The following is a 21829-nucleotide window of genomic DNA, read 5'->3' as shown; positions in this document are numbered from 1 at the left end:
TGATTGGTTAGGTTAATGCTATTAATGATAGAGGAATGTCAGCAATATTCCTATACCAAGACCGCAACATGACAAAATTATCATCTTAGCGTCATGTTGTTGTCAGAGCCATAATGGTACGCTGTTACTAATGCTAGAGCTAATTCTGATGCTAACAGTGACGACGCTGCTCAAGTATCTGCGTAAACTAGAATAAGGTTAACGATAAACATCTGCATTTAACCGTAAAAAACGGTGTTCGGGTACTAATTGATAATTGCATAGCGTCTAAACCTCTACTCACCGTCTTCAAGGAATGATTTCATGAAACATGATATGCACGAAGAAGAAAGAAAAAGAGAAATAGACAGTAAGCACGCAAGCTGCCACAGCGCAGCGAATAAGAATGAAAAACCTACCAAAGGTGGCAAGCATGACAAGGTGCCAGCCGGCTACAGCGGTACTGTTTATGTCTGCCCAATGCATCCCGAAGTCAGGGATGTCGAAGATAGCGGCTGCCCAATATGCAAAATGTCTCTCAAGCCTGAAGGCACTGTTGTCGAAGATAATGTTGCCGAAATGGCAGAGATGAAAGACGGTCATGCAAAATGTCATAGCACAGCTAATACAGAGGTAACGTCTGTTAAAGGCGGCAAATACGACAAAGTGCCAGCTGGCTACAGCGGTACTATTTATGTCTGTCCAATGCATCCTGAAGTCAGGGACGTAGAAAATAGCGGCTGCCCGATATGCGGAATGGCACTTGAACCAGAGACGGCTACCATTGGTGAGGAAGACACCTCAGAGCTCGACGATATGACACGCCGTTTCTGGATTTGTACGGTGTTGACCATACCGCTATTTCTGTATGCTATGAGTGACATGGTCGGGATAAACCTAGACAATATTGGTCAGATTGATATTTCAGGGCAGATCGCTCAGTGGATTCAGCTAGCGCTTGCGACACCCGTCGTGTTATGGGGAGGTGCACCGTTCTTTATTCGTGGCTGGCAATCAATAAAAAGCCGAAACCTGAACATGTTCACTCTGATAGCAGTGGGCGTAGGCGCAGCTTTTGGTTTCAGCCTAGTAGCAACCTTTCTTCCGGACATTTTTCCAGACAGTTTCAGAGATGCCTCTGGTCAAGTCGGAGTCTACTATGAAGCGGCAGCGGTCATTGTGACATTGGTGCTATTAGGTCAAGTTCTAGAACTTAAAGCCAGAAGTCAGACCTCTGGCGCGATCCGTGCGCTACTCGAGCTGGCTCCACCAACGGCAAGACGTGTGGATGAGAATGATGTCGAAACCGAAGTCTCACTTGACGAAGTTGTCAGCGGTGACACACTGCGAGTGAAACCAGGAGAAAAGCTTCCCGTAGACGGCACGGTACTTGATGGCAATAGCAACGTCGATGAATCAATGGTAACTGGTGAACCACTACCTGTTGCAAAAACAGCAGGGGATACGGTCACCGGTGGCACAGTCAACGGTACTGGGACACTATTAATTGAAGCGGTCGATGTTGGTGATGACACCGTATTATCCAAGATCGTCAAGATGGTTGCCGAAGCCCAGCGCAGTCGTGCACCAATACAGAAACTGGTCGATAAGGTAGCTGGTTGGTTCGTGCCGATCGTGCTTATCTGCTCCGTCATTACCTTTATTGTCTGGGCTATGTTCGGACCTGCGCCTGCAATGGCTTTTGCACTGGTTAATGCCATCGCGGTATTAATCATAGCCTGCCCCTGTGCATTAGGACTCGCCACGCCGATGTCGATTATGGTTGGTACTGGAAAGGGCGCCCAAAATGGCGTGCTCATCAAAAACGCTGAAGCGTTAGAGAGTATGGAAAAAGTCGACACCATCGTTGTGGACAAAACCGGAACACTGACAGCAGGCAAACCAGAACTCACCGCTATCGAAGCCCTTGGTGGCTTAAATGAGGATGAACTTCTTATGCTCGTCGCAGCCGTAGAGAGTGCTAGCGAACATCCTCTGGCAGAAGCTATTGTCAAAGCTGCGAAGGCTAAATCTCTTACTACTGCAAAAGCCAGCGATTTTAGTTCAACCACCGGTGAAGGCGCACAGGCGCTCGTTAATGGTAAGCAGGTCGCCGTAGGCAACTCAAAATTCATGCAGCGCCTTGATAGTTTTGACAGTGCGCTTTCAGAACGCGCCGACAAACGCAGGAAGGACGGTGAAACCGTGATGTTTGTCGCAGTAGATGGGCAAGCTGCTGGTCTAATTTCAGTCGCTGATCCGATCAAGCCGAGTACGAGTGAAGCCATATCGCTGCTGCACAAAGCTGGACTGCGGGTGGTCATGCTGACAGGTGACAATGAGATAACGGCCAAAGCGGTTGCCAGTAAATTAAATATTGATGAGGTACATGCCGACGTCTCTCCAGAAGACAAAAACCGTATCATCAAAGAGCTGCAAAGTAGTGGCAAGGTCGTGGCTATGGCGGGCGACGGTATCAATGATGCCCCTGCCCTTGCGCAAGCAGACGTTGGCATCGCCATGGGCACAGGAACAGATGTGGCGATGGAGAGTGCTGGCATCACGCTAGTGAAAGGCGATTTGATGGGGATTGTGAGAGCCCATAAACTGAGCCATTCTACGATGCGCAATATCAGACAAAACCTGTTCTTTGCGTTTATCTACAATGCACTTGGTATACCGGTTGCTGCTGGCGTCCTGTATCCATTTTTCGGACTTTTACTCAGTCCAATGATAGCTGCGGCTGCCATGAGCCTTTCTTCAGTGTCTGTTATTGGTAACGCGCTGCGATTGCGCCGTTTGCAGCTATGATTTTAGTATGGTAGGAATATTCCTATGTAAAAACCGCAACATGACAAAATTGTCATCTTAGCGTCATGTTGTTGTCAGAGTCATCATATTAAGATACTCAGCGTCTTAATTTATTATCTGTACTATTAAATATTATAAAAAAATATGAGAGAGCCTTATGACAGTCTTTAAAATCGAATCTAGCTATGTATCTACATCTAATAGCCAGTCGTCTAAGCTATTGCGTAGTACGCTAATATTATTTGCAGCCTCATCACTGTTTGCTTGCAGTCAACCTGAGAGTAGTGCCTCTACTGCCAGCACGGTAAAAGCTGAGCATCATACTGCAGCCACCTCTGTGATGAGTAAGCCAGTAAGCAATCCAGATTTACTCAAAAACATCTCAGCAACCGTCTATAAAGATGTGAATTGCGGCTGCTGTAAAGACTGGATAAGCCATGCAGAAGATAATGGTCTAGGTACTACGGCGCACGATGTTGCGGATGTGGCATTATTTAAAGACCGCTATGGCGTACCCACTGAGATGCGCTCTTGCCACACAGCAATCACCACCGATGGCTACGTCTTTGAAGGTCATGTCCCTGCTAAGTATATGGCGCAGTTTTTAGAGAATCCACCAGTACAAGCGCTTGGTCTTGCTGTACCCGGTATGCCGGTTGGTAGTCCAGGTATGGAATATCAAAATAAATTTGCACCGTATCAAATTATGCAGCTCAATAAAGACGGCACTACTCAAGTTTATGCGGATATTGAGTCTACTGAGCAACAGTTATAATATTAATAACTGTTTTCACTTTGTACCGTTTGTAAAGGTTACCTTATGAATAATTCAAATCAAAAAGATATGAATAACCAAAATCAGATGAACCCCTATCTCAAATTCTCCCTAATGATTCTAACCTCTACGGTCGTCATGTTTATCATGATGTATTTTAATACCTATAAATGGGATCACGTTTATTTTAGTGAGACCAGAGCCTATATGGCGCTGTATATGGGCGCTATGATGGCAATCATTATGCTGGCCTTTATGACCAACATGTATAAAAAAACCAAAGTAAATTTGATGATTTATGGTCTGAGCGTAGTGTTATTCGCTTTTGGTCTGTGGGGTGTCAGATCGCAAGCGACTGTTGATCAGGTTGATTGGATGCAAGCGATGATACCGCATCATTCAATTGCTATCTTGACCAGCTCAAGAGCAGATATCGAAGATCCACGCGTACGGAAGCTAGCGGATGACATCGTTGAGGCACAAAAGCGAGAGATCGGTGAGATGCAAGCACTCATTGAAGAATTGAAGTAAAGGTGTACCCACAAAATTATCGTGACTTTTTAAACTCTGTTTTTTTAAACTAGCAAAGCTTATCTAATAAAATTTAATTTTTTAAATTATTGTTGGAAGCTTTGCTAGCCTTTTATTTAATCTATGTATGTTAAGGATATAGCATGAAAAATCATTACAAATTACGCTTCTCTGTTCTTGCTGCTAGTGTTAGTGCAGCATTATTACTAAGTGCTTGTCAGCCAACAGCTGAGAAAGTTGACCCTACTACAACAGAAGACGTCGCACCAGTCGAAGCAACTGAGACTGACACTACAACCGCAGTAGACCCGCATGCTGGTCATGATATGAGTGCAGATGCTATGGTAGCAGACGGCACACCAATGACCCCTATGCTCAAAGACTACACCGAATCAATGACCAAAATGCATAAAGAGATGATGATTGGTATGGATTATAACGATCCTGATGCGGCATTTGCTCAAGGTATGCTTGGTCATCATATCGGTGCAGTGGATATGGCAGAGATTGAGCTCAAGTATGGTACTGATGCAGAAATGCGTAAGCTTGCACAAGAAATCATCGATGCCCAGCAGTCTGAAATTGCTACGATGAAAGCATGGCTCGCGGATAACCCTGACGCTAAAACCCCAACCGCTGATACCAAAGCAATGCAACAAGCCTATGCCGACGGTATGGATGCGATGCATGAAGAAATGATGGCGGGTATCGCCGACCCAGTACCGGATATGGCATTTGCTCGTGGCATGTTACCACATCATGTTGGCGCGGTAGATATGGCAGAAACTCAGCTTAAATATGGTAAAAACCCTGAAATGCGTAAGCTGGCTCAAGAAATTATCGATGCACAGCAACCTGAAATTGAGCAGATGCAAAGCTGGATTGCTGCTCAAAAGGGCTAAGCAAGGTTTTAATAGATATTTACGACTCTTAAATTAAAAAAGCAGCCTCTTAAAATATCATTTTAGGAGGCTGCTTTTTTGTTTACTATTAATACTATAGAGAACTATAAACTGTGCAATTTATTACTTTTCACCACACTGACAGCATTTCGAGCACATATCACATTTGTCACAAGTTGACGCACAGGTGCACCCACATTTCGGACAAGTACAGCTAGAATTATAGTGTACAGACGGTACCAACGAGTTAAATTTATCTTTAGAAGTAAAGTTCATAATAAATCCTTATTCATGATAGATAACTCATTGTGGCAGGTATTAATAGAGTGTTAAGTAACCTTATTGTCAGTTTAGTAGATGAGTTAGTTAACGGCTATTAAAGCTATTATCTACTAAGTATTTATCTATTTTTATAGCTGGCGCTTTAAATATCATCGCATAGATACTGTACTTATCACTTGCTTAAAAATGCCCAACACGCGTAATAAGGTACATATTAGACCTTACTACCCAGCACTGACAGTCGGTTTCAATTCTATTGCCGCGTATGCCATCCGTTCATTGCATGCTATCTATTGTAAGCAACCGTCTTGAGGGACAATATCAGTGGGAAGATCGGTTTCTCCCAAGGCTTCTAATAAATTGATTTCGATAGTGCGTGATAAAGTAGTCAGTGGCAGATGGTTTGGGGCCACGCCAAAAGGATCGGTTATCTCTTCACTGAGGGCATCGAGACCGAAAAAGGTGTAGGCAATGACGCCACAGACTAAAGGGGTGACCCAGCCCAAAGAAGTTGCCAAGCCAAAAGGCAACATAAAGCAATAAAGATAAGTCGTTCGATGCACCAATAGGATGTAAGCAAACGGCAGTGGCGTGTTTTGAATGCGCTCGCAGGCAGCCAAGACTATAGTCATAGAAGTCAGACGTTCATCCATGTTTTGTATCATAAGATCTGATGATAGCTGGTGGCGACGACTGTAACCGAGCTTTTTGCCCATCAGCCGTAGCAGATACTCGGGGAGATTTCCCGCTTGGCGCATACTGATGTGATACTCAGGCTCAACAAAGCGCTCAACGTCCTGCCAAGGTGCAGTGCCACGAAGCCGATGCCTCAGTGCATGAGTAAAAGCAATGGTAAGATGGATCATACACCGCTGAGTATCCCGCCCAATCTCAGTTTCTTCGTCTATAAACGACAGCAGTTGGCGGGTCAGGCTGCGGGCATCAAATACCAACTGTCCCCATAATCCCCGAGCCTCCCACCAGCGTTGATAGCTGGCATTGTTACGAAAGCCAAGAAATAGAGATAGCGCAATTCCCAATAAGGTGAAAGGCGCTGTGCTATAAGATTCGAAAGAACTTGGAATCCCGTGCTGAACTGCTGATATTAAGGCACTGAGCAGGGTTATTAATAAAACCTGGGGATAAATGTGTGGGATTACAGAGCCGCGCAGGGTGAAAAGTATTTTGAATGCATTTGGTGTCTGCCTGACGATCATGTAAACTTCCTAACGATGGGTTCTGTGAATGCGATATCTTTAATCACGCTCATTAATGATAACAGATCTAGACTAAATCCTATATTTTTAGACCTTAATATCTATAGCAGAAAGCTTTTTAAACCCATCGTTAAAAGCACTTTTATAGTCTATACGCCCCCTGCCCCTTTACTTGACGCCTCACTATTTTCAACCAATATTGCAGCAGCGCTCTTTTTAAGAATTGCCCACTGTTCATCATCGACATAAATACCTTCTTTCCATGCGCGTTGATGGGTTTCAAACAGCTCATCCGTTGATACTTTTTGATCAAAATGCTGAATGTCTTTTTCGATATCAAAGTTAGAGGTTGCAAGCTCAATCACCATATCATTGGTATTATAGTTGTCCTGCGCCTTATTAAAGAAATACAAATCAGGATAGACAAATCTTTTATCCAAAGTAAATATGGTATGTTTCGGTGCGCTGCCATTGTCCCATTTAGCCAGACAAGCAATCCCTTTTGCCGCAAGTTTCACCAGTTCGCTATAAGCCAGCCAGCGGTTATGACAGTTACGCAAGTAGATTCTAAAATGCTCACGATTACCCATTTTTTCAATGGCATAATCCATTACTACCGGCAAATGACAGACCAGACTGCTGCCATGCAGATCTAAGATGAGCTCTTCCTCAGTTTGATGAACAATATCAATAGCTACATCACGTTCGGACAGTATAAAAGGACTGGCATTATTAAAATGTAAGATACCATTAAGACCAGCCATCTGTAGCTCCGCTACCATAGAAGCTATCAAATCTGCTTCCCCGACTTCACGTTGCAACCCCAAAAAGGCTTTGTTCACCATGGTCACGATTTCATTATGCGATACAATCATGTCTCAATACTCCTTATTGGGCAGCTAATGGTAAGGTCGATAGCTCATTTATTTTTGGTAAAAGAGGAAACAGCCACTCATCACTATGGACTTCATCAAATAAAGGCGCGCCTTGAAATAGTGTGACACGCACCCAACGATCTGATCTGGGATCAAACTTAGTTGCACCAAACATAGATAATTTACAACGCAATAGATGCATCGGTAATGCGGTCTTTTGCAAGACGTTAATCTGAATATCGCCCATCTTTTTATGACCCATCGTCCAAACGCGACGTGCAATCGAGCGATATTTTGGCTTAGTTAAGATAAATTCGGAAATAAACTGCTGCGGATCTGCTTGCTGTAACGCCAAATACAAAGTATTTGCTTGTCTACCAATATCTAGTAAGAACTCTTTATCATCGCCACGCTCTTGTCCACGTATGCCCATTCTCGGCTCTTCTTTATCCTCGGAGCGATACCAGAACCAATAGACATTATCTTCTGCGGCAAAATCAATGCTAATTGCCCACTGATAACGCGCTTCTAAAACTTCAACAAGGTCTTGAACGACTTTACCGCTGGGTAGTGACATCGTCTCATCAGCATTTACTTGCCCTGCAAATCTATCTACAAGCTCAGGATAAAGCTCCATCATGCAAGAGATAATGACCTCTTGGCTCTCATAACTGAGATGGTCATTGCGCTGTAAAAAATCCGCCCACGTGTCGCAGTCTTTAAGCTCAGCCTCAAGGTTGTTTTGCAATTGCGTCAGCTCATCAACAATCGTACTATTCAGTAAAATTTGCGGCTCATTGATAGTGACTACTTCAGAGAAATGCTGGATAGCACGATTCATTAAGGTTGAGAATTGGGGTATTTTGCTATTATCAGATTCATGCTCGATATTACAAACCAATACCGCTTGTAGCGCCCCTTCACGGGTACTTAACCATTGATCAACGACACAAGGATGATTAATTAAATAAGGCGCCATGCCAAGACCGGTAGCATTACCGATACCCAAATATTGCTTAATCTCTGGATGTAAGTTGACTGCCTTAGCGCCGCCTTTTTTCTTCGCCAAATAATCGACCCAATCAAGGCTGAATTCTCTCAGCAAATAAACTGCACACATCTGCGCACGAAATGATTGGTTAAAATCCTCACTATGATCGAGTGGCTTAAAGTCGTAAATACCGAATTTACCATTACCATAAACGGCAGTGGTGCGCAGGATATAACCAACTTGTGCCAGTACGTTCAAATCAGGCTGTTGACCATCGGCAAGCGCGCTGACAATATGCTCAAACACACGCACGCTTTTATTAGCCCGTGCCAGCACCATAACCATATTAGAATTACGACCTGCTTCTTGTAGTGGTACATTGGCTTTGAGATTTGCCAATAGCTCATCACCTATCTCACCATAAACCAAAGCAAACGTCACATCCCACTTTTGCGCAATGACGCGATCATTACGTTCTTCATCAGCGATTTGATTACAGAATACAACTAAGTGATAAACGTGCTCAGGCGTTTGCAAACGATAAATAACTTGTCCATAGCCATTATCATCCAAATCCCAAAGATGCTTACTTAACGTCCAATTTTCTTTATCGATTTTACGCAGGAGCGTCCGCACGAAGCTGATACGCGTTTGGTGCATCGCGCCCAATCTTTCAGAGTGCATCACCACATCTGGGGTACGGAAGCTGACCGCGTCTAGCTTATCGTTGGTTGGCAAAGTATGTTCCATATGACTCTCACCTTAAATAATATATTAAGCCAATAACTTATTTGCTACTTTCAAATACTGACATCAATAAGTAAATAGGTTATTGGCTATATTCATGACGCTCTTAATCAATTTCTTTGGGAACTGATTCTTTGGCAAGCTTTTCTTCAGCGAGTCGATGATCGGTCTCAACTCGGTTAGGACGGTAAAGGTCTTGATCACGAGCCATTTGCTGCGCAATTTTTGGCCCATTCCATAACGATGGTAGAAGAATAAAGGACACCGGCACAGCGGTAATCACGATAAAGGATTGCAAAGCCGTCACCCCGCCTGACCCAAGCGAGATTAAAACGATAGCCGTTACCCCCATCATGATGCCCCAAAAGGTACGAATAATAGCGTTAGGCTCGCGCTCGCCACTGATAACGACACTAATGGTATAGGTCATCGAGTCACCCGTAGTGACAATAAAAACCATAGTTAAAATGATAAATAATAATGAGGTAATCAAAGGAAATGGTAACTGCTGAGTGATTGCTAGCAAAGCACCAGGAAGGTTAAAGCCTTCAAAAGCAGTACTAACACTACCCGGATTGGCGATCTCAAACGCTAGGCCTGTGCCACCCACGACCGTGAACCAAAAGCAGGTCACTAGTGGAGCAATAATACAAACCGTCGTGATTAATTGGCGAATGGTACGACCCCGTGAGATACGCGCAATAAAGATCGCCATCATCGGGCCATAACCCAAGAACCAACCCCAAAAGAATACCGTCCAGCCACCAAGCCAACCTTCATCACCGCGAAAAGTTGCCATCGGGATAAAGTTATGGACCATGGTGCCAACACCTTGAATATAGCCATTAACGATAAACTTGGTTGGTCCAAATAAAAGAATAAACACCATGAGAGCGACAGCCAGCATGACGTTAAATCGACTAAGTAATTGCATACCGCGGGCAAGTCCACTAATCGCCGAAAGGGTATATAAGACAATAGCAAATATGATAATAATGAGCTGGGTGGTAAAAGTATCTGGAATACCAAATAAAGTGTTTAATGCATAGCTGGTTTGTAGACCCAAAAAGCCAATAGGACCGATCGTACCGGCAGCAACCGCTACAATACAGCAGGCATCAATAATCGCTCCGGTATGACCGGTAAGCACACGATCGCCAAACATAGGATACAGAAGTGTACGCGGTTTGAGTGGCAAGCCTTTGTCATAATGCAGGTGCATTACCACAATAGCGGTCAAGCTACCGACAATCGACCACGCTAAAAAGCCCCAATGCATAAACGATTGTGATAACGCATTAAATGCGCGCTGTTGGATATCAGCTGTTTCAGCATAGACAGGCGGTGCACTAACGAAATGAGCGATCGGTTCAGCGGCTGCCCAAAAAACCCCACCACCCGCAAGTAGCGTACAAAATAGAATGGCCATCCATTTAAAGTTGTCCATTTCAGGCTTTGGTAGATTGCCTAAAATAACTCGTCCAGTGCGACCTGCCCCAACCGCTAAAGCAATCACAAAGGTGGCTAATAATAAGATTTGCCAAAAAGGGCCAAAGACTTTAGCCGACCAAACAAAACCTAAATCTACTATTTTCGATAAGCGCTCTTCTGCAAAGATCGCCATCAGAACAAAGGCAATAATAAAACCGCCACTGTACCAAAATGCTGGGTTTTTGAGTCCTAGAGTATCTGTGTCTGCCTCTTTAGAAGGTGATCCATGATTCGCTGCTGTGTTTGCCACACTTGAGCGTCCTTGCTCGTCTTTGTTAAATCCCTTTAAATCAGCCATGATGTGGCTCCATATGATAATGTTGCGTCACTTAAATTAGCAGTAGCTTGTCTTGAAAATCAGCAGCCAAAGACAACGTTACATTGTCTATTTTTAGCTTTAAATATTACGATTTTTATAAAGGCTTTATACCGCTCTCAAGAAAGTCAAACCAGTTTTGACCGATGATCTTGCCAGCATCTTTATCATTAAAGCCATGTTGCAATAGACCGTTATAGATATTTTCCATACCGTCCTTGCCTGCAAACCACGGCAGCGTATCAGGCCAGCCTGAATTATTGGCATTACCTTCACCATAATCCATCGCTTTTGACCAGCGACCGTTACGCATCCATTCAAGCACTGCTTGTGGTTGGTTAAGGCATAAGTCACTACCAATTGCTAAATGCTCAACGCCATATTTATCCGCACAATCAGCAATCATGCTACAAAAGTCATTGAGCGTACAGGCGCTGCCATTCGGCAGATGAAACGGATATAAGCTGAAACCTAACAACCCGCCAGCCTTGGTTAAGGCACTAATAACAGTATCGGATTTATTACGTAACGCTTCATGGGCGGTAGTCGGATTGGCATGACTGATACAGATTGGACGGCTCGATATCTCAATTGCCTCAAGCGTTGATTGCTCTGCGCTATGCGACATATCAATAATCATCCCTACCCGATTCATCTCAGCTATTGCTTGTTGACCGAAACGCGTAATGCCACTATCATTCTGCTCATAACAACCGGTTGCTAATAAGCTTTGGTTGTTATAGGTCAGCTGCATAATCAGTAAACCTAGGCGGCGCATGACACTAATCAAACCAATCTCATCATCGATAGGCGAGCAGTTTTGCGCACCAAAGAAGATACCCACTTTGCCTTGCTGCTTAGCAGTCTCAATATCAGCGACCGAATAAACGGGCAAGATAAGGTCTGAGTTTTGCTCAAAGCGGGCATCCCATTCAGCAAAGCGCGTTAGGGTCTGCCGAGCATCTTCGTGATACACCAAGGTGGCATGTACCGCATCGATACCACTGGCTTGTAGCATCTTGAAATAATCACGATCCCAATGGCTATACTGTAATCCGTCAATGATGATATGGTCTTGGTACATTTTCAAATTCCTTTTATGCTTTTTGTAAGTAGCCGCTCGGCGCAGGTCCAACCAGTTGCGCCGTGATTAATTAATCAATTAACTGCGGCTAGCATCCTTTTTAATCCGCTTCTAGTACGCTTTCTGATAAGCCGTTTTAACAATGGTATAAAACTCTTTGGCATACGTTCCTTGTTCGCGCGGACCAAAGCTTGACTCTTTACGACCACCGAACGGCACGTGATAATCCGTACCTGCCGTTGCTAGATTGACCATCACACAGCCTGCTTGGACTTGTTCTTTAAACATCGCGCTATTACGCAAACTTTGAGTAATAATGCCGCCAGTTAAGCCAAAACGCGTGTCATTGGTCATGGCAATCGCTTCTTCCAAGTTCTTTACACGCATGACGCAAGCAAGCGGAGCAAACACTTCTTCTTGGTTGATGTCCCAACTGTTATCGGTCTCGGTAAACAAGGTAGGCGACATATAATAACCGTCATGTGGCATGTCTAAACGCTCACCACCAAAGGCTAAATTGGCACCGGCTTGTTTGGCTTTTTCAATCCAATCCATGTTTGACGCAAGCTGTTTGTCATCAACGATTGGACCCATAAAGATACCGTCATCAAGCGCATGACCGACTTTCAACGTTTTCATTTTTGCAATAACGCCATCAACGAAAGCATCATGAATACCGTCCATGACTATCAGACGTGAAGAGGCGGTACATTTCTGTCCTGAGCCACCGAACGCGCCAGCAACGGCAGCATCAATAGCAACTTGCAAATCAGCATCATTAGCGATGACTAAAGCATTTTTACTGCCCATCTCTAACTGGCAACGGACAAAGTTTGGCGCGGTCGCCGCAGCAACTTTGCGGCCCGTCGCTACTGAACCAGTAAAGCTAACTGCATCGATGTCTTTTGAATTGATTAAAGCATCACCAACTGATGAGCCGCCACCAAGTACCAAGTTAAATGTGCCTTCTGGCAACCCTTGACGGTGAATGATTTCTGCCAACGCCACCGCACTGGCTGGCGTTAAATTCGCAGGCTTCCAGATAACGCTATTCCCATAGGCTAGCGCTGGTGCAATTTTCCATACAGCAGTAGCGGTTGGAAAATTCCAAGGAGAAATGATAGCGACGACACCGACCGCCTCACGAGTTACTTCGACTTTCACCCCAGGGCGTACCGAGTCAGCAAGGTCGCCCATTTGGCGTAATACCTCGGCAGCATAATAGTGAAAGAATTGACCGGCACGATAAATCTCGCCGCGACCTTCCGCAAACGGCTTACCTTCTTCACGTGATAGCAGAGTACCTAGTTCATCACAACGCGCAATCATCTCATCGCCAATCGCTTGCAAGATAGACTGCTTTTTTTCCATGGGCGTTTTTTCCCATTTTGGCTGCGCAAGGCGCGCGGCAGCAATGGCATCTTGTACTTGGTCACTGCTGGCTTGAGCAAAATCACCGATAGTTTCCGTAACATCAGACGGATTAATATTGGCAATCGTATCTGCACCACTTTGCCATTCACCGTTAATATAGAGTGATTTTTTTGGGTCTTGTTTGAACGCTTGAGTTGACATAAAAATATCCTTAATAACAATTTCGAGTGAGTTTATTTAAATAAAAAATACAATAGATTTGAGTCATAAAATCAATAAAAACTTATAAATGAGCACTTAAGGTACAGCAGCATAGACAACCAATTCAACCAGCATTTCCTCGCGCGCCAAACCCGATATTACTAAGGCTGCTCTGTTCGGATAAGGTGCGGTGAAGTATTCAGCATAAACTTGATTGACCGTTTTTAGATAGTCGCGATCCGTGACATAGATGAGCACCTGTAATACCGAGTTCATACCGACATTGGCACATTCTAAAGTGTGTTTCAGATTTTCGAGGGTTTGGCGAGTTTGGGCTTCGATACCACCAGCGACCACCTCACCATTGCCATCGATAGGAATCTGCGCGGTATACAATGTACCGTTATTAGTCACTGCCCATTCAAGGGGCGACTTCGACGCATAAAGTGAAGTCTTAACGGCTTGTTTGGTTGGTTGAGTAGTCATGGGTTTTTATCCTTTAAGAAAAGTATTTCGTCAGTCCTTTACGTCATAATCCTTATGCTACCTATTTAAATACGATAAATCTAACCAATTAAATATTAAATATGATAGATTTAATCTATCATCTGAAGTTATCTTATTTCTTGTAATATCAGCAAGCATAAAGGCGCTAACCACTATGAAATTACAGCAGTTACGACATTTTTTATTCGTGGTAGAAGAAGGCGGCTTCCGTGCAGCCGCCAATCGAGCTAATCGCTCACAAGCCGCAATATCGGCGTCAATAAAGGAGCTTGAGAAGACGCTAGATCAGCGTTTGTTTGAAGTTGGCAATAAGGCGACACTGACAGCTTTTGGAGAAGGTTGTGTACCCAAAATCCAGCAGTTTCTCAGTGTCTATCAAGCATTAGAAGATGATTTACAAGCCATAGCATCAGGGGACAAAGGAAAAATCAGGATTGCCAGCGTGCCATCGTTGGTTACTAAGCTACTGCCTAGCGTGTTGGTCGCCTATTCAAGGAAATATCCAGATATCGAAATCGTCTTAATAGATGATAATGCGGTGGGAGTGGCGAATCGCTTGCTTACGGGTGAAGTAGATTTGGCTTTGGGTAACTGTACAAGTATCGACGAAAAAGAGATTGATTTCACCCTGCTCATATCAGACCCTATCGGGGTAGTTTGTCTTAAAAGCAACGAGCTAAACCGTTTATCAGAGCAGTTATCAAAGCCGTCAAAAAGTGAAGTGCAAAAAGGGCTAAAATGGCAACAACTCTTAACGCAGCCATTTATTTATAATGGCACCTGTAGACTACTTGAGAATACACCCGCAGAAGCGCTCAATCGCAAGGCTCGCTACACGGTAGAAAACATCACCTCATTGTTTTCATTATTGAGAAACGATTTGGGTATCACGACCTTACCGAAACTCGCCTTCCCTGCTAATGAACCTGAGCTGGTTTGGATAAAATTACTTGATCCTTCCTTAAATAGACAAATTGGTATCTTTAAACTGGCCAATAAATCTATCTCTCCACCTGCCCAAGCCTTTTATGAGCTGTGTATTTCGTATGTTCAGGAGAACTATTTGTTGTAAGCATTAACAATAGTATTAGTAAAATCCAAGCAGACGCTACTATAATTGTAGCGTTCCGATTTAGTCATACAAAAAAGGTTGCAAGCGCTATAGCTAATATAGCACTAGCAACCTTTTTATAATTAATTAATGAACTTCAATTACTTAACGTTATCAAATACTTAACGTTATCAAAATTTATTGGCTAACTAGACTTACGTGCCAGCACAGTCGCAAATTGTAATTGAGCGCCGTTGTGCATCGTACCTATGTCTTCATTATACTTAATCAGCTCCCATCCTTCATAAGCGTCGCGCAGTTGTCCTGCGCTTAGGGTAAATGGGAAATTAACTGGGCATGGGTACTGTGCCGTACTCATAGCACAAACAATCAGGTTATAACCAGCAGGCAAAGTACGCGCCTGCATGTCAGCGATAACAGCGTCAACACGAGCAGGATCAAGAAACATTAAGGTTACCGTACAGGAAATAAAACCATAATCTGCCTCAAGGCTTGCACGATTAATATCGTACACTTCAGCCTTAATATTGGTCAGACCTTCTTCATTAATGATGCTTTTCAGCATATCTATAGCACTGGGGTTAGCATCTATCGCGGTAACGTTAAATCCGTTTTGGCTAAGGTACAGAGCATTACGCCCACTCGAACAACCCATATCTAAGGTGTCGCACGGCTCGATAATTTTGCATGCTTCTACCACTTCGCTATGTGCAGGAGTTAAGCCGTAACGGCTATTGAGATCAACGGTCATGGTAACCTCTTAAGTTTGAAATGAGGCTTTTATCATATCACTAATTGAGGTCGATTAAAGAGGCAGGAAAAACCATCACGTCATCCCCTTCTTGCCATGGTTTAAATTTAATCATGGCTTGCAGAAAGAGGGGGTGTTCCAACCAGTGTTGTAGCCACTGCTGTAAATTGGGGTAAGGTAAGCTGTAAAAAACATCGCGATCGACATGGGCGAATTGGCGGACAAAAGGCATGATGCCAATATCGGCGACGCTAATACTATCGCTCAGCAAATACTTATTTTTAGCCAATAATTTTTCTAATACCTGCAAGAATACTTCACCTCGTTGCCGATACTCTGTCTGGGTCATTTCAAGATGACGGTCGGCATATTTATAGCGATCTAGCCAATGTTTAAATTCATTGTCGTTTTGCTTGATCAAAGCATTGGCCTGATGTAAAAACTTTGTATCCAAAAGCCCTTGCGGATCTTGTTGCTCAAGCGCCCACATCATTATCTCCCTGCTCTCTTCAATCACTGCATCATCTACAATAGCATCAAAAACCTGTAAAACAGGCACAGTGCCTTTCGGACTAATCGCTAGCATTTGGGTGGGTTTATTTTTCAATACTATCTCTCGCAGCTCCACTTGTAACTCGGCGAACAAGAGTCCTAGACGGGCGCGCATAGCATAAGGACAGCGACGAAAAGAGTAAAGGCGATAAAGTGAGGAAGTCATGGGTATTTATGGTAACCACTTAAGTTTGAAATGAGGGCTATTATCTTACTACTAACCATGCTCAATTGAAAATAGCAGCATCAATCTCAAGGATTAATAGATAAGGCTTAGTAAATAAAGCATATTCCTAAAAGGTCGTTTCATAATATTATCTCTAAATTCAGCTGTTCCTAAACCAAATTACTCATAAACGCTAAGACTGATTTTTACCTCAACGCAGGCTAGGCATACATTCACAAGGCGATACCGAAAAGGCTGATTTGAATAAAGAGCGACATGAACTCACTCTTAACTGTGAGCACGAGCTTTTTGCGCTAACTACGATAAAATACTCTTTTTAAATATGGCTTAAATTTCTGAAAAATCATTGGTTGTTATAGTGATGTAATAATAGCAGGGTCAAGGATACACAGCAGATGTTATCGCTTAAAAATTCGACTATAGTGGATATTTATATGACTATTTCAATAAACTGAGGAATTAAACCATGAAAAAATTAGCATTATGCGGCGCAGTAGCACTAAGTTTAAGCGCTTGTGCTGGCGGTATGAATGGTGGCACGACTGGCAATAATAACCAAAACAATATCGTCACCCAATACCCCGTTGAAGCAACCATGCTCAACATCTATACCAAAGCCCGCAGCCAAAGTTTAGTGGCGACGGTGGGCAATCAAAGTGCCTCAGCAGACATTACAATCACACCTAAAGGCAGTATGGTATTCAATAATAAATCTGTGCAAGGTGCTGAAGTAAACACGATTAATAAAATGAATAACCAAATCACCGATCAGTCAGTTGTAATCAACTACTTTACTCTAAATCCATTGATATTCCACGGCTTCACTGACAGCTCAGGTGAGTATTCGTTAGCCACTCAGACGACGACTATCCCCAAGATGGCGACCGTTGGCAGCTCTAGCCAATTGCTGACGGAAGATATATATGCTGATAGCAGCAAACGTAAAAAAACAGGCACGTATAAACAAGATTGGTCTTTGACAAGAGATACCAATAATACTGCATGGTTCTGTATAGAAACCTCGCAGAATCTACTTCTAGCCAATGATCCAGATGGTACTTCATCAGAATGCTATAAAATAAATAATCGAGGCGATATCTTAGATAGCAAGGTAACTATTAACCAGCCTACAAGCAACGGCTTAAGAACCATACTTTTTACTAGCCGTTAGTCATTCACCCCTAATAGGTCTTGATTTATGAGACTTTATTTTATAATCCTTTGATTTACAAAATTTTGATAGGGGGTTTTTATCCTCAATGATTGCTATCTCTTTTATTGTTACTAATAGCTGAATAGCAGAAATATTTAACAAAAAGCCTGTCTTAATATTGAGACAGGCTTTTTTATTGGTTTTTAGGCGACTTATAATTAGAACCCTAACCTACTTCCAACATCATAGCAATTATTATCCTTAATCACAGAATATAAAGCTTTACTACAATGTATTTTCTAACCTACTTAACTGCACAAATTTATATATAAATTAATAACTCATCAGTATAAAAGAAGTAAACAAATCTTACAGAAATTATTCGCTTATATATAAACATTCATTTAAAATGAATTTTATGGAAGCCAATTTATAAGTTCATTATCTAATTGGTAATTTATGCTTCTTGCAAAATTAGTGTTAGGATACCAAAGACCGATAAAAATCGAGCTTTATTAAATAAGCCACTTATTTTTAAATACTGGAGAGCATTATGCGTTTTTTCAATTCAACATTCGCTCAACATCAATCCCCTACTTACTCTAAACTGGCCCTAGCTTGCTTGTTAGCGTTGAGTACAGCAGGTATGGTTGGTTGCGATAAATCAAACCCTGAACAGACTAATGCGACCAGTGCCGAAAACACACAAGCCGAAAATGACAACAAGGCTCAGAACACTAAAGACGGTGAATTGCCCGTTATTGATGCCATTATCACCCATGCTCCTGAAGTTCCGCCTCCCATCGACCGCGATTATCCCGCAAAAGTGATCGTAAAAATGGAAACCGTGGAAAAGGTCATGCGTTTAGCGGATGGCGTCGAGTATAACTTCTGGACATTTGGTGGGCAGGTGCCAGGACAATTTATACGGGTTCGTCAAGGGGATGAAATTGAGTTTCATCTATCCAACCATCCTGACTCTAAAATGCCGCACAACATTGACTTACACGCAGTGACTGGTCCAGGAGGCGGTGCAGCGTCTTCGTTCACCTCTCCAGGCTATACATCAGAATTCAACTTTAAAGCCTTAAAGCCTGGTTTGTACGTCTATCATTGTGCCGTAGCGCCTGTTGGGATGCATATTGCCAACGGGATGTATGGTTTAATCTTAGTCGAGCCAGAAGAAGGCTTACCAAAAGTTGATCGTGAATTTTATGTCATGCAAGGTGATTTCTATACCAAAGGTGACTATGGCGATAAAGGCTTACAACCTTTTGATATGGGAAAAGCCGTCAAAGAAGATGCTGACTATGTGCTATTTAACGGCTCAGTTGGCGCGCTAACTGGTGAAAACTCGCTACAAGCGAAAGTTGGCGAAACGGTTCGTTTGTTTGTCGGTAACGGTGGCCCTAACTTAGTATCGTCATTCCACGTTATCGGTGAAATTTTTGATAAGGTCAATATGGAAGGCGGCTCAGCTGAAAACCATAATGTGCAAACCACGCTTATCCCAGCAGGTGGCGCAGCCATTACTCAATTTAAAGTAGATGTGCCGGGTGAGTTGGTGATAGTCGACCATTCTATTTTCCGAGCATTCAATAAAGGTGCGCTAGGTATCATTAATGTCGAAGGCCCTGAAGATCCAAGAATTTACTCTGGAAAAGTACGTGAAGCTGTCTATTTACCAGAAGGTTCAGCCGCTCAGAGTATTGGCAAGAATGATGCACCTGCACCAAAAGTAGTTGCTGCAAACAAACAAGAAAGAATTAAAATGGGCGAGTCAATTTACGCCAGCAACTGTGCAGCCTGTCACCAACCTGATGGTACTGGTGTGCCAAAAGCCTTTCCACCACTGGCCAAATCAGACTATTTAAATAAAGACCCCAAACGTGCCATCAGTGCTATTTTAAATGGCTTAAGCGGTAAAATCACCGTCAATGGTCAAGAGTATGACAGTGTCATGCCAGCCGTTGCTTTAGATGATGAGAAAGTTGCTAACGTTGTGACTTATATCATGAATAGCTGGGGTAATAAAGGTGGCGAAACCACTCCAGAAGAGGTTAAAGCGGCTCGTCAATAAATCTGATTGGTTTTTTAAGTAGATAATCGAGTATCTTATCGTCAAGTCGAAAGCGGTGCCAGACTCAGTAAGGGTTTGCCACCGTCACTATAAATAAAGTTTTCAAAATATAGCCTTGAAAATAAGACTCTTTATATTGACTAACGGCTTTATTGACTACTTGATTGATCGCTATACGCCCCGCCCTTTTTAGGGCAACTAGGAGGTTAATTATGTCCTCTACTCGCATCACTAAAAGCTGCAAAACTATAACCGCTTATGCTCGTCCTTTCGCGTTGTTATTGGTCGTCAGTGCGCTTACGATAACAACAGACTTTGGATTCATGAGTACGCAAGCGCAAGCAAAAGAACTAGCGATACAGCCGGGTACTTACCGCCCTTTATACTTGAGCAAAAACTCGCCCTTAGTGGCAGTGGATAGATTTAAAATAGATGAATTACCGGTTACCAATATACAGTTCTATCAGTTTTTAAAAACAAATCCGAAGTTTAGAAAACATGCTATCGCACCCATCTTTGCAGATTCCAATTACTTAAAGCATTGGCTAAACACAAAAGATATTTCTGTGCCTAAAAAATCTGATTTTCGCAAGCCTGTGGTGAATGTGTCATGGTACGCCGCCAATCAATATTGCCGTTCTCAAAACAAGCGCTTACCCACAGTTGAGCAGTGGGAATACGTGGCACAAGCTTCTACTACCAATAAAAATGGCAGTTTAGAGGCTGGTTATAACCAGCGCATACTGGACTGGTATGGCAAATCTGCTGGGAATAAAGACCAACTTGCTGATGTCGGACAAAGCCCTGCTAACTATTGGGGCGTCAAGGACTTGCATGGTCTCATTTGGGAGTGGACAGAGAATTTTAACAATAGCTTAGTCACTGGCGAATCACGCTCAGACAGCAACCTTAACCAACAGATGTTTTGCGGATCTGGCGCCGCGGGTGCCGTCGACCCAAGCGATTATGCCGCCTTTATGCGTTATGGCTTTCGCTCAAGCTTAGAAGCCAAATATACTGTCAGTAGTCTCGGCTTTCGCTGTGCTAGTGATTAATGTTGTGTGATTGATTTATAAAGCTGGCAAGTAAACAGCCAGATAGACCTTTTATCTAAAATAGTGAGTATTAAAACGCTAATTTAGCCGCTATTTTAAAATGAATTTAATTGCTTTTAAGGACTGTCTCATGAAAACAATAAAAACCATGCAAAACAGCACCACTCACCCATTGGTTCATGCTATCAAACTGACCTTAGCTGGCGGGCTATGTATTGCTTTACTGGCTTGTAGTAATCCTGACGCTAATGAAGTGGCTGCTGTACAGGATAACCAAAATGAATCCAAGTCTGGAGCTAACTCTAAGCCTGCAGTAATGGCTCATGACAATATGAATGACATGGATCATAAAGACATGAATTCACAACAACCTGCAGAAGCATTGGGGCAAGATTACTCTATTTATCAGGTGGGCGGCGACTGGACAGACCATAATGGCAATACCTTTGAGCTTGATAAGCTTCAGGGTAAAAACCAAGTGGTGGTGATGGCTTATACCAGCTGTCAGCATACTTGTCCTATTCTGGTTCAATCCATGAAGCAGATTTATAAGGAAATGACACCTGAAGTACGCGCACAAACTGAGTTTTTACTGGCCACATTAGATACTGAGCGTGATACCGTTGAGGTGATGAAAAACTTTGCTGAATATAATGAGCTCGGTGATAATTGGCGCTTGATTCGTAGTGATGAAGCCAGTACCCGTATGCTTGCCAACACCCTAAATATTAAATATCAATTTGCTGCTAATGGCGATATTAACCACTCTAATCTGATTTCTGTTTTGGATAAAGAAGGTCGCTTAGTGGCGCAAGGAATTGGTGTGGCGGATTCTGGCATTAAGCCGTTGATTGAGTATTTGAACACTCATAATTAAGCTATCAAAACCATCGCTT

At 43.0% G+C, this 21829-nt stretch carries 18 protein-coding genes; 9 read left to right on the top strand and 9 right to left on the bottom strand.

All coding sequences use genetic code 11. The features are described 5' to 3' along the window. Positions 1 to 303: 303 nt before the first annotated feature. From EPB74_RS01295 to copM, 4 genes are all read left to right on the top strand, one after another. A complete protein-coding gene (locus EPB74_RS01295) occupies positions 304 to 2790 on the top strand; it encodes a copper-transporting P-type ATPase (protein WP_274902323.1) in 2487 nt (828 codons plus the stop codon). 157 nt (positions 2791 to 2947) lie between these two features. Beyond that, a complete protein-coding gene (locus EPB74_RS01290) occupies positions 2948 to 3565 on the top strand; it encodes a DUF411 domain-containing protein (protein ID WP_089554442.1) in 618 nt (205 codons plus the stop codon). A gap of 45 nt (positions 3566 to 3610) precedes the next feature. Continuing rightward, on the top strand, positions 3611 to 4096 hold the full coding sequence (locus EPB74_RS01285; protein WP_079691844.1) for a DUF305 domain-containing protein: 486 nt from the start codon (positions 3611 to 3613) through the stop codon (positions 4094 to 4096). 143 nt (positions 4097 to 4239) lie between these two features. After that, positions 4240 to 4998, top strand: a complete 759-nt coding sequence (gene copM, locus EPB74_RS01280) for a CopM family metallochaperone (RefSeq protein WP_274902322.1) — start codon at positions 4240 to 4242, stop codon at positions 4996 to 4998. 572 nt (positions 4999 to 5570) lie between these two features. Here the strand turns inward: copM and EPB74_RS01275 are convergent. The 7 genes from EPB74_RS01275 to EPB74_RS01245 form a co-directional block, all read right to left on the bottom strand. Next, positions 5571 to 6497, bottom strand: coding sequence for a bestrophin family protein (locus EPB74_RS01275; RefSeq protein ID WP_274902321.1), 927 nt, complete (start codon positions 6495 to 6497; stop codon positions 5571 to 5573). Positions 6498 to 6646: 149 nt separating this feature from the next. Beyond that, positions 6647 to 7372: a DUF3726 domain-containing protein gene (locus EPB74_RS01270; protein WP_274902320.1), complete on the bottom strand. Its 726-nt coding sequence runs from the start codon at positions 7370 to 7372 to the stop codon at positions 6647 to 6649. A 13-nt stretch (positions 7373 to 7385) separates the two neighbouring features. After that, a complete protein-coding gene (locus EPB74_RS01265) occupies positions 7386 to 9113 on the bottom strand; it encodes a hypothetical protein (RefSeq protein ID WP_274902319.1) in 1728 nt (575 codons plus the stop codon). Positions 9114 to 9216: 103 nt separating this feature from the next. Further along, the gene (locus EPB74_RS01260) at positions 9217 to 10899 is read right to left on the bottom strand and encodes a BCCT family transporter (protein WP_274902318.1); all 1683 of its coding nucleotides are present in this window, start codon (positions 10897 to 10899) and stop codon (positions 9217 to 9219) included. Positions 10900 to 11014: 115 nt separating this feature from the next. Next, positions 11015 to 12001 (bottom strand): membrane dipeptidase, encoded by a 987-nt coding sequence (locus EPB74_RS01255; protein ID WP_274902317.1) that lies wholly within the window; start codon positions 11999 to 12001, stop codon positions 11015 to 11017. A gap of 111 nt (positions 12002 to 12112) precedes the next feature. Then, a complete protein-coding gene (locus tag EPB74_RS01250; RefSeq protein WP_274902316.1) occupies positions 12113 to 13576 on the bottom strand; it encodes an aldehyde dehydrogenase family protein in 1464 nt (487 codons plus the stop codon). Between the two features lie 96 nt (positions 13577 to 13672). After that, positions 13673 to 14062, bottom strand: coding sequence for a RidA family protein (locus tag EPB74_RS01245; protein ID WP_274902315.1), 390 nt, complete (start codon positions 14060 to 14062; stop codon positions 13673 to 13675). 175 nt (positions 14063 to 14237) lie between these two features. Between EPB74_RS01245 and EPB74_RS01240 the strand changes: the two genes are divergently transcribed. Then, a complete protein-coding gene (locus EPB74_RS01240) occupies positions 14238 to 15155 on the top strand; it encodes a LysR family transcriptional regulator (protein ID WP_274902314.1) in 918 nt (305 codons plus the stop codon). Between the two features lie 184 nt (positions 15156 to 15339). Here the strand turns inward: EPB74_RS01240 and tehB are convergent, their stop codons facing one another. Continuing rightward, positions 15340 to 15906 (bottom strand): tellurite resistance methyltransferase TehB, encoded by a 567-nt coding sequence (tehB, locus tag EPB74_RS01235; RefSeq protein ID WP_274902313.1) that lies wholly within the window; start codon positions 15904 to 15906, stop codon positions 15340 to 15342. Positions 15907 to 15946: 40 nt separating this feature from the next. Next, positions 15947 to 16624 (bottom strand): glutathione S-transferase, encoded by a 678-nt coding sequence (locus EPB74_RS01230; protein ID WP_274902312.1) that lies wholly within the window; start codon positions 16622 to 16624, stop codon positions 15947 to 15949. A 487-nt stretch (positions 16625 to 17111) separates the two neighbouring features. Between EPB74_RS01230 and EPB74_RS01225 the strand changes: the two genes are divergently transcribed. From EPB74_RS01225 to EPB74_RS01210, 4 genes are all read left to right on the top strand, one after another. Continuing rightward, positions 17112 to 17816 (top strand): hypothetical protein, encoded by a 705-nt coding sequence (locus tag EPB74_RS01225; protein ID WP_274902311.1) that lies wholly within the window; start codon positions 17112 to 17114, stop codon positions 17814 to 17816. 535 nt (positions 17817 to 18351) lie between these two features. Beyond that, positions 18352 to 19878 carry a copper-containing nitrite reductase gene (nirK, locus tag EPB74_RS01220; protein WP_274902310.1) on the top strand — a complete coding sequence of 509 codons (1527 nt, stop codon included), beginning with the start codon at positions 18352 to 18354 and terminating at the stop codon, positions 19876 to 19878. Positions 19879 to 20090: 212 nt separating this feature from the next. Then, on the top strand, positions 20091 to 20933 hold the full coding sequence (locus tag EPB74_RS01215; protein WP_274902309.1) for a formylglycine-generating enzyme family protein: 843 nt from the start codon (positions 20091 to 20093) through the stop codon (positions 20931 to 20933). A gap of 130 nt (positions 20934 to 21063) precedes the next feature. Next, positions 21064 to 21810, top strand: a complete 747-nt coding sequence (locus EPB74_RS01210) for an SCO family protein (RefSeq protein ID WP_274902308.1) — start codon at positions 21064 to 21066, stop codon at positions 21808 to 21810. Positions 21811 to 21829 lie beyond the last annotated feature (19 nt).

The organism is Psychrobacter sp. DAB_AL62B (assembly GCF_028895345.1).
Taxonomy (GTDB): domain Bacteria; phylum Pseudomonadota; class Gammaproteobacteria; order Pseudomonadales; family Moraxellaceae; genus Psychrobacter.
The sequence above is the reverse complement of the archived record's forward strand: the minus strand, read 5'-3'. Positions and strand labels throughout refer to the sequence as shown.

Bases quoted from the DNA above. Each gene is read 5' to 3' on its own strand.
- EPB74_RS01210 (WP_274902308.1), top strand. From the start codon at position 21,064: ATGAAAACAATAAAAACCATGCAAAACAGCACCACTCACCCATTGGTT.
- EPB74_RS01295 (WP_274902323.1), top strand. From the start codon at position 304: ATGAAACATGATATGCACGAAGAAGAAAGAAAAAGAGAAATAGACAGT.
- EPB74_RS01255 (WP_274902317.1), bottom strand. From the start codon at position 12,001: ATGTACCAAGACCATATCATCATTGACGGATTACAGTATAGCCATTGG.
- EPB74_RS01290 (WP_089554442.1), top strand. From the start codon at position 2,948: ATGACAGTCTTTAAAATCGAATCTAGCTATGTATCTACATCTAATAGC.
- EPB74_RS01285 (WP_079691844.1), top strand. From the start codon at position 3,611: ATGAATAATTCAAATCAAAAAGATATGAATAACCAAAATCAGATGAAC.
- copM (WP_274902322.1), top strand. From the start codon at position 4,240: ATGAAAAATCATTACAAATTACGCTTCTCTGTTCTTGCTGCTAGTGTT.
- EPB74_RS01275 (WP_274902321.1), bottom strand. From the start codon at position 6,497: ATGATCGTCAGGCAGACACCAAATGCATTCAAAATACTTTTCACCCTG.
- EPB74_RS01240 (WP_274902314.1), top strand. From the start codon at position 14,238: ATGAAATTACAGCAGTTACGACATTTTTTATTCGTGGTAGAAGAAGGC.
- EPB74_RS01245 (WP_274902315.1), bottom strand. From the start codon at position 14,062: ATGACTACTCAACCAACCAAACAAGCCGTTAAGACTTCACTTTATGCG.
- EPB74_RS01260 (WP_274902318.1), bottom strand. From the start codon at position 10,899: ATGGCTGATTTAAAGGGATTTAACAAAGACGAGCAAGGACGCTCAAGT.
- EPB74_RS01250 (WP_274902316.1), bottom strand. From the start codon at position 13,576: ATGTCAACTCAAGCGTTCAAACAAGACCCAAAAAAATCACTCTATATT.
- tehB (WP_274902313.1), bottom strand. From the start codon at position 15,906: ATGACCGTTGATCTCAATAGCCGTTACGGCTTAACTCCTGCACATAGC.
- EPB74_RS01225 (WP_274902311.1), top strand. From the start codon at position 17,112: ATGAAAAAATTAGCATTATGCGGCGCAGTAGCACTAAGTTTAAGCGCT.
- nirK (WP_274902310.1), top strand. From the start codon at position 18,352: ATGCGTTTTTTCAATTCAACATTCGCTCAACATCAATCCCCTACTTAC.
- EPB74_RS01230 (WP_274902312.1), bottom strand. From the start codon at position 16,624: ATGACTTCCTCACTTTATCGCCTTTACTCTTTTCGTCGCTGTCCTTAT.
- EPB74_RS01270 (WP_274902320.1), bottom strand. From the start codon at position 7,372: ATGATTGTATCGCATAATGAAATCGTGACCATGGTGAACAAAGCCTTT.
- EPB74_RS01265 (WP_274902319.1), bottom strand. From the start codon at position 9,113: ATGGAACATACTTTGCCAACCAACGATAAGCTAGACGCGGTCAGCTTC.
- EPB74_RS01215 (WP_274902309.1), top strand. From the start codon at position 20,091: ATGTCCTCTACTCGCATCACTAAAAGCTGCAAAACTATAACCGCTTAT.